Source organism: Methylocystis sp. (genome assembly GCF_051061225.1).
In the GTDB taxonomy this organism is placed as follows: Bacteria; Pseudomonadota; Alphaproteobacteria; order Rhizobiales; family Beijerinckiaceae; genus Methylocystis.
This window is the reverse complement of record NZ_JBPFEB010000124.1, coordinates 1-11,879: the sequence shown is the minus strand read 5'-3', so window position 1 is coordinate 11,879 and position 11,879 is coordinate 1. Positions and strand designations below refer to the sequence as shown.

Sequence of the window (11,879 nt, the reverse complement as noted above, 5' to 3'; positions counted from 1 at the left end):
TGTGGTATTTACGCGGCTTCCCCGTTTTTGCGACAGGAAACGCCAGCGTGACATCTGCCGGGTAGACGTTCTGGCGCCGTGACAGCCCCACCGCCCACAGCAGTCCGCGCGCGCTCAGCGCCTGACGAAAAGGCCCGCTGGAGCCGTAACCTGAATCTGCAAGGACGCAGCCGAAACGCGCCCCGGAGGCGATGCAGATTCGCAGGCAGGAAGGGGTCTTGGCGATTAACAGGGATAAAAGCAATGGCAAGACTGACAGTCGAGCAAAGACGTGAAGCTTGGCTCCGCGCTCGATCAACTCGATGACGCGATCGAGGCGGCTCACGCCTCCCTGAAGATGGCGCGATGGGCGCAGCTAAATGTGGCTCGCTATGTCGGCCGGATCCTTGGATCTGACCTTAACGAGGAAATCCGAGCGGTTCCCTTGGATATCGAGCGGCTATGGGGGTGTCGCAAATCTCGAGAAAGCTCGATGTTGAATACTCGGGGGGGCTGGTCGAATTCTTAGAGCAACACAACCAAAAAATTTTGAACTTCACCATGGCCCACGAGGATGCGAGAGACGAGGAAGAAATCCAACGTCCATGATGGTCGTGCAAACCGTGAGGAGCTGGAGTCTTGCACGGTTAATCTCGCGCAACTATGATCCAAACATTAACGCGATGGTAGGCAACCAAAGCGTGGACACGGAAAAGCAGGCTTCCCGGCGGACCTGTCATGCTGTGTGCGAACTGCAGCAGGGTCCGCCTTAATGTTGGCCAGTCTTGCCTGACGGCAGGCGAACTTTATGTCTGTCCGGCGCAAGCGACACGTGCATCAGTCGAAACCAAGAAACGAAGGGGCAAGCGCGCCTTTCGGTCGATGTGATCCGAACGCCGAAACAAAGGCCCGGCCGCGGCTAAGCGCTTGGCGAAGCAATGCATGACCACGGGTTCCTGAAATATCTGGTAGATGCAGCGAATGAGGAAAGCTTCGCGGCGACCGGCGAGCGCGCTACATGCGTCCTTACTGCGCATGCCCTCAATGCAGTGTTGCAGGAGCTGGGATGGCGCTCCTACCTCCTGCGGGTCGAGACCACGGTTCATCATCCAACCAACCGCGCATTCGCCGGGTGCGTTTTAGGGCGCGGTCCCTGGGAGCGACGCGCTACAGCGCCTGGGATGTGGCGTGGCCATTTGGTCGTCGCCGTCGATACTGCGTGGCTCCTCGACCCGACTCTCGATCAAGTCAATAAGCCAGAGTGGGGACGGCACCGGGTCGGACCGCTTGCCGTTCAACTGCCCGGCTCATTCTGGATTGATCCGCGAGGGCATCGCATCGCCGTTGGAGAATTGGAGGTCAGCTACCGGCCTTATTGCCGTCCACAGAGCGGGTTCGCAAGCAAGGGTGACGCCCGCCCGTCCCGCTGGAGGCCAATCGCCGAGCGTGTGCTCGAACGCATCCATAACGGTCATCGTATCTGTCGCTTCGTCGAGGAAAGATCGTGTGGTAGAGCTATTTGCAGCGAATTGAGACGCTCAAAAATGCGGCGCACGGATATCCATCCAATTAACGTAACGGCGGCTTGAGATGTGTCTTAGGCCGGTTTTGAATCTTGCACGCCTTTGACCACGCATTGCAGGCCCGTGGACCAGACGCTGCCCGAACTGGAACCGGGCTCGGGACCGCCGGTTATCTTCCGGCGAGACGGAGAGACGCCAATGAAAGCGGTGGTTTTTCACGATGTCGGCGACATAAGGATCGACGACGTGCCTGAGCCGAAGATTGAGGAGCCCACGGACGCGATCGTGCGCCTGACAGCCTCGGCGATTTGCGGGACAGATCTGCACTTTGTGCGAGGCAGTTTCTCGGGGATGGAGGCCGGCACCATTCTCGGCCATGAGGGCGTGGGCGTCGTCGAAGACGTCGGCTCGAGGGTCCGCAACTTCTTAGAAGGCGACCGCGTGGTCATTGGCTCGACCATTGCCTGCGGATTTTGCTCATATTGCCGCGCCGGCTATTTTTCCCAGTGCGACAACGCCAATCCACATGGTAATCGTGCCGGCACCACGTTCTATGGAGGGCCCGGGCCGTCGGGTCCGTGGAACGGGCTTCAGGCCGAGAAAGCGCGGATCCCTTACGCCCCTGTCGGCATGGTGAAGCTCCCCGATAACGTCACCGACGATCAGGCGATTCTTCTTTCGGATATCTTCCCCACCGGCTGGTTTGGCGCCGAACTCGCGGAGATTCGCTCGGGGAGCACTGTCGCTGTTTTCGGCTGCGGTCCTGTCGGACAATTCGCCATCGCCAGCGCGCGTCTGATGGGGGCGGGGCGCATCTTTGCCGTCGACCGCCACGAGGATCGATTGTTGATGGCGCAGCGGCAAGGCGCGGAAATCGTCAACTTCGAGCGCGAAGACCCCGTGACGACCATCGTCGAACTGACCGGAGGGATCGGCGTCGACCGAGCGATTGACGCCGTCGGCGTCGATGCCGAGCATGCCCACCATGGTCCGGCGGCGTCGGTCGCCAACAAGGCCGGGGCGGCGGTGAAGGCCGCAGCGGCGGCAATAGCCCCAGGCCACAGCCACTCCTGGGCGCCAGGAGACGGCCCAAGTCAAGCCCTCGCCTGGGCTGTCGAGGCGCTGGCGAAGGCCGGCACGCTCGCGATCATCGGCGTTTATCCGCCAACCTGCGATTCATTCGCTATTGGCCAGGCGATGAACAAGAACCTGACATTGAAGATGGGCAACTGCCCGCACCGGAAATACATCCCCCGCCTTCTGGGTCTCGTCGCCTCTGGGGTCATCGATCCGACCAAAATACTGACCGAGGTCGAGCCGCTGCAAAACGCCATTCAAGCGTATGAAGCGTTCGACTCCCGGCTGCCGGGCTGGTTGAAGGTCGAACTCAGGCCGGCCGCCTGAAGGGAGACGTTCCACTTGGCGCCTTCAAAAATATTGCGGGCCACCGCGATGGCGACTGTCCTCGCTATTTGCGCGGCCTCGGCGCGCGGCCAGCAAGCGACGTCCGTTGAGGCCGTCGAGATCGACGACAATGACATCGGGGGAACCGTCACAGGCTCCGCCGGGCCAGAAGCCGGCGCCTGGGTCATCGCCGAGACGCGCGACTTGCCGATACGCTACGCGAAGATCGCTGTCACCGACAACCGTGGGCGTTTCGTCATCCCGGACCTACCTGAGGCGACCTTCGACCTTTGGGTGCGGGGCTACGGCCTGGTTGATTCGCCGAAAATCAAGGCGAAGCCGGGCGCTTTCCTGCGACTGAAGTCGGTCGATGCGCCCTCCGATCCGGATGCCTCGATGCAATCCGCACAGGAAACCCACCCTTACGGAGATGCGAAACCACTCGGCGACCGAGAAACCCGGTTCCGCAGAATACGGCGATGGAGCGGTCCTCTGTGGTCGCCATGGTTCAGATCCTGCTTAAGTCATAGCAGCCCCTATGGTACAAATATGGTGGGCTGCATCGCGCCAACTGCGCGCGCATGGCCGTCAGCAAGGCTTGTAAAAGCACCTCAGATGGCGCCTTGGAAGGTGGTGTCGGCATCTGCCGTACCGCTAGCACGGTAGTCGGAAAGATTATCCCGCAAATAGAAAGTGCTCAAATCTCGCGAAAACGGGGCCGCTATCGCGTAGCGAAAACCAAAAATCGACAGGCGAGGCGACGTTCTTGAAGCGTCCCCGCCCAATATTAGGTTCGACGAATAAGGTTTAGGCTTGAGCGATGGCTGTCATCCAAGAATTCGGCGTGGTCACCCCTGCGGCCGAAGAGTGGATCTCCGAGCTGGCGCAACGCCTCGGGTGGCGCAACCGTCAGAAAGTTTTTGGAAAGCCGCGACGCTGCACGCGCTGCGTGACAGCCTCCCTGCGCACGAGGCAGTTTTCCTCGGCGACCACCTGACGCTTCTTCTGCGCGGGCTTTACTATGAGGGCTGGCGCATGTCCAAATACAGCGCGCTCAAGACCCGCGAAGCGTTCCTTGAACGGGTCCGCGAAGGCGTGCATCGCGACCCTGGCATTGACGCCGAACACGTGGCTCGCACCGTCCTTGCGCTGCTCGCCCAGCGCGTGCCGGCGGCCGAACTCGAAGATTTTGCGCGCTGTGACGCCGAACTCCTTGCGAGCGTTGGCGCGGTTCTCCTTGGCTGGAACGGGCATCGCGCAAGAAAACGCCCCCATCGATCGACCGGTCGACGAATTCCACTTTAAGTGCCCAAAACGTCTGCGCCAGTCCCGATTGAAATGCCAAGAGTGGCTCTTCGGTCTCAGCTAAGCCATTGAATTTCCACGACAAGAAAGTCCCATATTGAACTGCCGATCGACACCGGGCGCGGAGCGGGAGGCGGCGGCGTTTGTCGCCGGCGCCGGGCTCGCGCTGTTCGGCTAGATCCTGCGCGGCGCCGAGCCTGTCTTCGCCAACTATCTGCGCCAGCGCTTGGCGCAACCTCTGAAAGTCCCACGCTTCAACCTGGAAGATTAGGTCGCCCTCTCACGGCGAAAGCAGGGGTTCGAGTCCCCTAGGCAGCGCCAATAAAATCAAGCACGTATAATCTAGAATTCAAAACCGTCGATTATCCGTCAATTATCCACTGGCGGACGCTGGCGGACTCCCGCGCCTCTCAACCGCTGCCAGAAACGCAAAAACGCCCCCGCTTTCGGCTGCGTCGTCGTGTCTCAAAACTTCCGTTGGCCCGAGCCGAAAGTCCCGGCAGGATCCGAACCCCGCGCACGACGCCTTTGCCCTTGCCATACAAGTGACCATGGCCTCAACTAATGGGAATTCGATTCTCAGAGGACTAAGCCCATGGAAGACAAGCCGAAGAGCAAGCGCGGTTTCGCTTCGATGAGCCCCGAGCAGCGGCGCGAGATCGCTAGCAAGGGCGGAAAGGCAGTCCCGGCCGAAAGGCGGAGCTTTGCACAGAATCCCGACCTTGCGGCCTCCGCGGGGAGGAAAGGTGGAAAATCTGTCGACCCAGCCAAGCGGTCATTCTCTCAGAACCCTGAGCTTGCGTCTTCAGCCGGGACGAAAGGCGGGCACGCATCTCGGGGCGGCGGCCGGCACAAAAATCTCTGACCCCCGTGCTACCCGTTGTCTGAAATGGCGATTTGCCGTGGCGGATAAGGGGTCAGCGCGATCCGACCGGCAAACAGGACGGCCAAAGCCAACATCAGCGACGCGAGGAGGAGGTTTGCATGGGCGGCCGCGTGGCCCTTCCGGCGTCGGTCCCTTCTCCGAGCTTGCCGATTCTTCTTCATCGCGCTTCGTAAGCAGCGCCCAAGGCACGGGCAAGCACAAAAAACGCCCCGCGGATATATCCACGGTCGGGGCGTTGCTTCAGGGCGTATTAGGCGCCGGGGATCAATCGGCCTTCAGCTGATCCGCGGAATATTTGCCGCTTCGCTTATCAACCATCAGCTCGTAGCTAACCTTCTGGCCTTCATTCAGGCCGACCAAGCCAGCGCGCTCGACGGCGCTAATGTGGACGAAAACGTCGGCGCCGCCGTCGTCAGGCTGAATGAAGCCAAAGCCCTTCTGCGCATTGAACCATTTCACGGTGCCAGTAGCCATTTGTCTCTCCAAGCATGTTCGGAGAAGGCCCGCGTGCGCGGGGCCGGATCGATCGAGATGATTGGAAGATGGCGTCGGCGGCTCCCAGGAAAGGAGCGATGCGAAGTCGTCAGGCCGAAAGATCGTCGATAGGCGAATGTAACGCGTACCTGCCACATTGCAATTCGACGTGAAAACGCCCCGCCAGTTCATCCGTGGTCGGGGCATCTCATTTGGCAGCAAGAGTGACATTACCTGCTTGATAGCCAGCCTAAGCCGCTGATTCTAAGAAAACAAGCGGCGCGCTCCCAACACATCCGACGGCCTGATCTACGCCCCTCTTGCTCCACGGCTCCGGACAGCGGCAGTTGCCTTCTCAAACTTTTCGGTCAAACCACAGGCCCAAAGCCACGCCGCCTAGCGCCGCGCCGATTGCGCCGGTCACTACCCCGGTGAAGCCGGAGCCAGGCCCTGCAATGAGAGCGCCAAGTGCCGCGCCGATAATCCCGCCCATGCCGCCGAAGGCTAGAACTGCAGATTGCTTGCCATTGTAGTTGGGGAGAGACATTGTTCTGAGGCCGGGATTTTTGACCGCGCACCAGGGCGGGCCAACGCAAAGCAATTAGGGCAGGCTGACAAAAAGGTAACTGCAGCCTCGACTTTCACCCTCATGGGCTTCTTTCTCGCGCAAGGAGGTCCGGCCGGCTGCGTCATATGCCTTCTTGAACTTTGTCTCGTCGGTGCGACGCTCCTGCATGTTTCGCTCCCAAATCGCAGATCCAGTGCTTGGGTCTATCCTCTTTACCGTGATCCTCGGCGGTGTTGTGCTCGTGCTCGTCTATCTCTGAGCGGTTCGGCCCTTCCGCGTCAGTGCCAGATATGCGATCGTTCGCTGGTGATCATCCGGGACGAAATAAGCTACGCAATCATGCTGTCCGTGCTCGTTGCAGCGCTGGCGCTATTCTTATGGCTGTCCAGCGGCTAAACTGGCCCATGGCACAGTGAGCCATCAAACGCTTCGCGGGCACGAATTTTGCCCAGGGCATCCGCCGGCCGGCGCCTCGACGGCATTCAAACTGCGATCTGCAACGCTGTGAGGATCGTAAGGACAAAAGCCTCCAGGGTGACGGCGAGGGCTATGACGTGTTCCGACATGGTAAGCTCTCAGGCAAGCGAGGGGCCGCTGAGGGCAATGCCGATAACCCCGTTCGGTTCCAAATAGTTAGACGGTTTCATATGTGCGCTGCAGCAAGGGTCACGTAGTTTCCACAGCCTGCTTCCCGAGAACGCACCCGCTATCGTTGCCGAACAATAGAGAGCCAAAAAGCTCCGACGATTGCAGGGAGGCGGCGTCATGGGCCAAGCCATTGGCGGGGAACTAATCCGATTGGCCTCGAAGCGGCCTGGCCAGATGCTGGCCGCCTATCGCGCCAATTTGGGGCGCGGATGCGAAAGCGTGAGGGAGATCATCCTCGAGGATATCCGCCGCTTCTCAGAAATGGGCGCGTCCAGCTATGTCGATGATCTGACCGAGGCTCTTTACATGTTCGACGAGGAGGCGATCGTAAACGCCTATCCTCATTGGCGGTCAATGAGTATTCCTTCGATCGGTCACTAAGCAAAAACGCCCCGCGCGTACATCCGGCGACGGGGCGGTTCTGCGGAATGGCCCTCGTTGAGATGCAGTGGCGCTCTATCTTTTGCCGTCTCAGTGTGGGAGGCAGATATGCGCAAACTCACGCTTCTGATTATTGCGGCGCTTCTGATGTCTGGCTCGGCGGCTCAAGCCCAATACGCTTGACGTGATCGTTACGACGGCGATATCCAAGCATACGGCGGCCCATGGCGCTACCAGCATAGGGACTGGAGCAACCCATGGCACCCGGCCAATCCTGGCGTTTGCTGGTATCGGAACAACTATACCGGCGAGTGGATCTGGGAGTGCTGAGATAAAAAACGCCCCGCAAGTTCATCCGTGGTGGTCTTGCCGATCTTGGGCGGCGCCCTGCCTCACTTGTCGGGTTTTCCCAGGGATTCCCTCTGTCATAGCCCGGTGTCCCGACCGGGCTTTTTCTTTCCATTGTCCCCACTCTGCCGGTGCGTCGCCATGCCCAATTGAATTTCGGGCGGCCCGAGGCGAAAATCCTCACATGATCCGAGGCCCCGTCTCAGACCCCGTCATCGCGTCGATCATCATCGCCCTTATCTTGGTAAGCGCGTTGATGGCTATCCTATATCGCTACTGAAGCGGTCGCTCGGCTGGCGCACAATAACGCCCGCCTTTGCCCTTCAGGCGTCTCGCTTGTAAGCGAAACTCCGCTTACCGCCTATTCTCGGAACGAATCCCCACGTCGGCCGCTTTCGCTCAATAACGCGGCCCCCACCCGCGGGGCGTCCTCTGGAGGTGTGTGAGGCGGGCTATGGTCCTGACTATTTTGGCCGCGGTGGCGACGGTCGCGCTAATATTTCTCCGGTTTGGCCTGTTATTTACCGCGCCGGTAAGCGGGATTAAAAAGGCCGAGTTGCCGATACGTCGACGGTCGGGCTGGCCCGATTCTACATCGTTAATTCAAGACGACCAGATTGACCGTGCATATGCCCGCTCCAGTTGCGCCCTATTGCCGGATGGACCGGCATGACAGGGAGTCTTAGATGTGCGGCTTATCCTAAGAACCAGCCTCGCGGGTCTGGCGCTATTTGCTGGCGGCCTGCTCGCCCAGGCCCAATCCGTTCCCCCGGCTAACCCTCCTGTGGAGTCGGCGCCGCTTCCTAGTGACCCAGGCTACGATATTCCCGCTACACCAGCTCCTCCCGTGGCGCCGGTGCCGGACGACGACTCGGACGACGACTGAGTCTGCATTCGCGCAACGAAGGGACAAAAAAACGCCCGTCCTGTCCATCCGAGGTCCGGGCGTTCTTCATCTTCGGGAGTGTGCGAAGGAAATCTACGCCCCTCCACTGTGCAATACAAGCGCCGCGATACTAACTGCTTGGCGGGATGAGGGCGCGGCGGTCGAAGGCAGCTTCTCAGATTTCAGACCCTTGCGCTTGACGCCGTTTGGCGAGTGCATTGTCGATGAGGTTCTTTACCTCTGGGCGAATGGTCTTACCGTCTCTCTCCAAGAGGCCGGCCACGGCGCCAGATTGGATGCGTCTCCCGCGTGCTAAGCGAGCTCGCTTGGCTTCCGCTACTTCGGGGGTGTTGCGTTTCCACATAAATACCGAGTTAGAGCCAGATTCAGCCATAGCGAGTCCGTATTTTTACTGAACATCGAGGCATGCTCGGCGGGTTGCTGGAGGGCCCAGTTCACCGTGGATGCCCCCGCGTGAGGGCTGAAGGTCACGCGTTTTCCCGAGAGGTTCGGCTCCAAAACTCGACGATCAGTCTAGTGCCTTGGTCCGATGATAAGATTTCTAGTGAACCCCCGAGCTGACGTGCGAGAGCCTCCATGATGCCCATACCCAGCGAGTGATAAGGTCCTGCTCCTTTGGCATCTTGAATTCCCGTCCCGTCGTCGGTGATGACAAGGTGATGAGGGCCATTGCGTATTTTTGAGAGAGAGACGCTGAAATGCCTACCTAGGCGCGGACTGAACGCGTGTTTTATAGAGTTCGTTGCCGCTTCGTTAACCAAGAGGATTAGCGCCGTGATCTGGTCAACCGTCAGGTCGGTCGACCGAATATCCAGATTCAAGTCAACCTCGTACGCGTGGAACATTTCCGTAAGAGCGTCTTGCAAAATCGGTTTGAGTTCAATCGTCGCAATCTGCGCCCTATAGAGGCGGCGATGCAGCTCCGACATCGAGTGAATCCGGCTTTCGGCTTGCGCCAAAGCCTCTTCCGCTGCCATCGGACTCTCTCGCATTTTGCGACGTGCATTGTTGATGAGCGCCGTTACCACCTGAAGATTGTTCGCGACGCGGTGTTGCAGCTCGCCGAAAAGCTGCTCTTGGAGAAGTTTTGCTTCCTCGAGACGCTGAACCAGATCCCGCATCATAGCCACAAGGACGACCAAAAAGCCGCCAACAAGAAGGAAGCTGATGAGCGCGGCGATGGTGTTGGCATCCGGTGTCGCGAAAGAATTGAGGGGCGGAAAGAAAAAATATAAGGCCGCCGCCGCTGAAAGGATCAGCACGAAGAGGCCTTGTGGCCACCCGCAAATCAGACTGCTCAGCGCGATCGCGGGATAAAAAGTGAGAAATTTAAGAGGATCGAGCCACCGCGCGAGCGCGATACGCAATCCGAGACTAGCGAGAAAAAGCAAAAACGCGACGATCCAAGACCAGGCATCCTGCTGTCTGCTCGAAACCTTGGAAAGGCGCGACACCCACGGCATGGCGTATTCCCGGCGGCAAGAAGCTGGAGCTATGACCGACAGAACAGCTTTTCAAGTCGCCAGTGTTGGCGGCCATGGGCTAGGGAAGCGCCAACCACCGCGGCGATCTATCGGCGGCGCCTTGCCCTTCGTGGCGCGCCAATGCGTTGACCATGCGCGCGCCGCGTCGCTGTCCGCCGCAATCCAGACGAGCGCCGCCTGTGGGGTCTCAGGACGGTCGGCCGCGTAGGCCCGCACGGCCTCGACGATCTGCCTGGCGGAGCGTTTCTCGACAGCCATCCGCTCGACCATGGCGACGAGCCCCTCCAGGGCGTCCCCGCGTGTGCGCGCATCATGCGCACGCGCGCGAACGCGTGGTTTTCTGAAACTTGGGTTTTAAGAACAGAATATTGCATCGTTCATGCTCGGTTGGTGAGGCCCGGAGCGAGGGCATAGGACGCCAGCCCCAAGCCGGAGCCGCGTTCCCGTGCCCCTGCGATCTTGCTCGGTCGGAGCCGGCCGTCGCATCAGGCCCCACGCGTGCAAGCGGCGCCGCGCGGGTTGATCGCTACTTGCGGCGCTGCCGTCGCGCCGGTCTCCGGGCTTCGATCTTTCGGACTGCCCCGGCCGCTTGGAGACGCCCCACAGCTCGGCCAATATCGTCCCGCCGCTGCCGTCATACCGACCAGCGGGAAGTGCTCTCCCGCGTGCGGGGAGCCGGTGAGTGCGATGGAAGGTGTGCCTACGGCGGGCCGGCGCACGCGGCGAACGGGAACAGCGGGAACGGCTCGGCGTCACCGAGCTCTTCATCTTCGAGGTCGACGTCGCCCGCGAGCTCATCGGCAATTGTAATCAGCGCGTCGGCGAGATCGTCGAGTCCGGGGAGGTCTCGCAGGTCGAGATCGCCGAGGGCGTCGAGAGCGCGAGAGACGCGCCGCTCGAGCCCCGCCGGCGGCTCCGCAAAGACGCGTGGCGCGCCCCTGCGTCGGGGAAGTTCGATCAGCATCATCCCACCCCCGCCGGCGGGCGATCGTGTCGACGATTTTGCGGATTTGGGGCGGCCCGGGCCTTGGTGCGGTGGACAGTCGAGGATCTGGCAAAGACTGCGAAGGTCGGCGTTATGACCTTGCGCCGAGCTGAAGCGAGCGACGGCAGGCCTTCAATACTGGCGAACAACCTCGCCGCCATCCGCTCCGTCCTCGAAGCCGCGGGCGTGATCTTCGTGGACGAGAATGGTGAAGGCCAGGGGGTGTGGTTGAAGAAGCCCGCGAAGTGACGAGATGGGATAGCGAGGACGCATTGGAGCCGGCAGTGAATCAGAAGCTGATCGACGAGGGATTTCGCGTCGCCAGCCGGATGGCTGCAGATCGAGCTGTGGAGATTGACCGCGCCGCGCTCATGCAGGCGGTGATGTCCGTGGTCGGGGAAGCCAACGGGCAAGACCAGCCCGAGGAAATTGCCGAGGACGCCTTGGACCTATTAGGAAAGACTCCCGGCCCATCATCATCTCGGCGGGGGCGCAGACCGTTTTAGCCTCCTGCCGGGCTCCCCAATTCTTTGCCGCATGCCGGCATGGCTATGTGAAAATGCCAGTCCGCCTATGTTCCATGTGCTTGGCAATTGAGGGTCAATCCGAAGTGGCCCGTAAATCTCGGCGGGGAATACTGTAACGCTGGCCGCTTGGCTCGATCCAAGCGCCAGAAGGGACAATACGTTCCGCCGATGTGAGCCGCATTTAAAAAGTTACAAGGAAAGGCCCTTGGCGGCGACTACCAAGGGCCTTCGTATCACCTTTTGATTTTACCAGTTGCGGCCACCATAGCCGCCATGATCATGCCCATAGCCGCCGTGGTCATTTCCCCAGCGATCACCACCGCAGGCAATTCTGTAACCTTTGCGCTGCATTTCTCGACATGACATACGGTCGTCGGAATGGCCCCACCGATCACCGCGGCGACCACCATATCCATCGCGGTCGTGCCCCCAGCGATCTCCGCCGCGACCGTAGTCGTGG

12 protein-coding genes, 1 tRNA gene and 1 pseudogene are annotated in these 11,879 nt (G+C 60.3%); 8 read left to right on the top strand and 6 right to left on the bottom strand.

What is annotated here, in order from left to right:
• Positions 1-193, bottom strand: a pseudogene (locus tag ACR652_RS20890) (transposase); the annotation flags it as partial.
• 1,507 nt (positions 194-1,700) lie between these two features.
• On the opposite strand from ACR652_RS20890, the gene ACR652_RS20885 reads away from it, so the two are divergent.
• The 5 genes from ACR652_RS20885 to ACR652_RS20865 all read left to right on the top strand — a co-directional run bounded on the left by ACR652_RS20885 (position 1,701) and on the right by ACR652_RS20865 (position 5,076).
• Positions 1,701-2,906: a zinc-dependent alcohol dehydrogenase gene (locus tag ACR652_RS20885; protein WP_434508400.1), complete on the top strand. Its 1,206-nt coding sequence runs from the start codon at positions 1,701-1,703 to the stop codon at positions 2,904-2,906.
• A gap of 15 nt (positions 2,907-2,921) precedes the next feature.
• Positions 2,922-3,572, top strand: coding sequence for a carboxypeptidase-like regulatory domain-containing protein (locus ACR652_RS20880; protein WP_434508399.1), 651 nt, complete (start codon positions 2,922-2,924; stop codon positions 3,570-3,572).
• Between the two features lie 201 nt (positions 3,573-3,773).
• A complete protein-coding gene (locus tag ACR652_RS20875) occupies positions 3,774-4,211 on the top strand; it encodes a DUF2267 domain-containing protein (RefSeq protein WP_434508401.1) in 438 nt (145 codons plus the stop codon).
• Between the two features lie 251 nt (positions 4,212-4,462).
• Positions 4,463-4,532 (top strand) — tRNA-Glu (locus ACR652_RS20870).
• A 274-nt stretch (positions 4,533-4,806) separates the two neighbouring features.
• The gene (locus ACR652_RS20865; protein ID WP_434508398.1) at positions 4,807-5,076 is read left to right on the top strand and encodes a general stress protein; all 270 of its coding nucleotides are present in this window, start codon (positions 4,807-4,809) and stop codon (positions 5,074-5,076) included.
• 285 nt (positions 5,077-5,361) lie between these two features.
• On the opposite strand, the gene ACR652_RS20860 is transcribed toward ACR652_RS20865, so the two are convergent.
• The gene (locus ACR652_RS20860; RefSeq protein WP_434508397.1) at positions 5,362-5,571 is read right to left on the bottom strand and encodes a cold-shock protein; all 210 of its coding nucleotides are present in this window, start codon (positions 5,569-5,571) and stop codon (positions 5,362-5,364) included.
• 1,390 nt (positions 5,572-6,961) lie between these two features.
• Between ACR652_RS20860 and ACR652_RS20855 the strand changes: the two genes are divergently transcribed.
• Positions 6,962-7,168 carry a hypothetical protein gene (locus tag ACR652_RS20855; protein ID WP_434508396.1) on the top strand — a complete coding sequence of 69 codons (207 nt, stop codon included), beginning with the start codon at positions 6,962-6,964 and terminating at the stop codon, positions 7,166-7,168.
• Between the two features lie 1,722 nt (positions 7,169-8,890).
• On the opposite strand, the gene ACR652_RS20850 is transcribed toward ACR652_RS20855, so the two are convergent.
• The 3 genes from ACR652_RS20850 to ACR652_RS20840 all read right to left on the bottom strand — a co-directional run bounded on the left by ACR652_RS20850 (position 8,891) and on the right by ACR652_RS20840 (position 10,874).
• Positions 8,891-9,886: a sensor histidine kinase gene (locus tag ACR652_RS20850; RefSeq protein WP_434508395.1), complete on the bottom strand. Its 996-nt coding sequence runs from the start codon at positions 9,884-9,886 to the stop codon at positions 8,891-8,893.
• 51 nt (positions 9,887-9,937) lie between these two features.
• Complete coding sequence (locus ACR652_RS20845) at positions 9,938-10,177, bottom strand: hypothetical protein (RefSeq protein ID WP_434508394.1); 240 nt, start codon at positions 10,175-10,177, stop codon at positions 9,938-9,940.
• A 430-nt stretch (positions 10,178-10,607) separates the two neighbouring features.
• Positions 10,608-10,874, bottom strand: coding sequence for a hypothetical protein (locus ACR652_RS20840; RefSeq protein WP_434508393.1), 267 nt, complete (start codon positions 10,872-10,874; stop codon positions 10,608-10,610).
• A gap of 111 nt (positions 10,875-10,985) precedes the next feature.
• Here ACR652_RS20840 and ACR652_RS20835 point away from each other — a divergent pair, with 111 nt between their 5' ends.
• Entirely contained in the window at positions 10,986-11,141 is a 156-nt protein-coding gene (locus ACR652_RS20835; RefSeq protein WP_434508392.1) for a hypothetical protein, read from the top strand.
• Between the two features lie 35 nt (positions 11,142-11,176).
• The gene (locus tag ACR652_RS20830; RefSeq protein WP_434508391.1) at positions 11,177-11,398 is read left to right on the top strand and encodes a hypothetical protein; all 222 of its coding nucleotides are present in this window, start codon (positions 11,177-11,179) and stop codon (positions 11,396-11,398) included.
• A 254-nt stretch (positions 11,399-11,652) separates the two neighbouring features.
• Here ACR652_RS20830 and ACR652_RS20825 read toward each other — a convergent pair.
• A partial coding sequence (locus ACR652_RS20825; protein WP_434508390.1) for a hypothetical protein occupies positions 11,653-11,879 on the bottom strand: 227 nt, incomplete at its 5' end.

Excerpts from the sequence above, each read along its gene's own strand:
- ACR652_RS20885 (WP_434508400.1), top strand. The coding sequence starts at position 1,701 with ATGAAAGCGGTGGTTTTTCACGATGTCGGCGACATAAGGATCGACGAC.
- ACR652_RS20865 (WP_434508398.1), top strand. The coding sequence starts at position 4,807 with ATGGAAGACAAGCCGAAGAGCAAGCGCGGTTTCGCTTCGATGAGCCCC.
- ACR652_RS20860 (WP_434508397.1), bottom strand. The coding sequence starts at position 5,571 with ATGGCTACTGGCACCGTGAAATGGTTCAATGCGCAGAAGGGCTTTGGC.
- ACR652_RS20855 (WP_434508396.1), top strand. The coding sequence starts at position 6,962 with ATGCTGGCCGCCTATCGCGCCAATTTGGGGCGCGGATGCGAAAGCGTG.
- ACR652_RS20850 (WP_434508395.1), bottom strand. The coding sequence starts at position 9,886 with ATGCCGTGGGTGTCGCGCCTTTCCAAGGTTTCGAGCAGACAGCAGGAT.
- ACR652_RS20845 (WP_434508394.1), bottom strand. The coding sequence starts at position 10,177 with ATGGTCGAGCGGATGGCTGTCGAGAAACGCTCCGCCAGGCAGATCGTC.
- ACR652_RS20840 (WP_434508393.1), bottom strand. The coding sequence starts at position 10,874 with ATGATGCTGATCGAACTTCCCCGACGCAGGGGCGCGCCACGCGTCTTT.
- ACR652_RS20835 (WP_434508392.1), top strand. The coding sequence starts at position 10,986 with ATGACCTTGCGCCGAGCTGAAGCGAGCGACGGCAGGCCTTCAATACTG.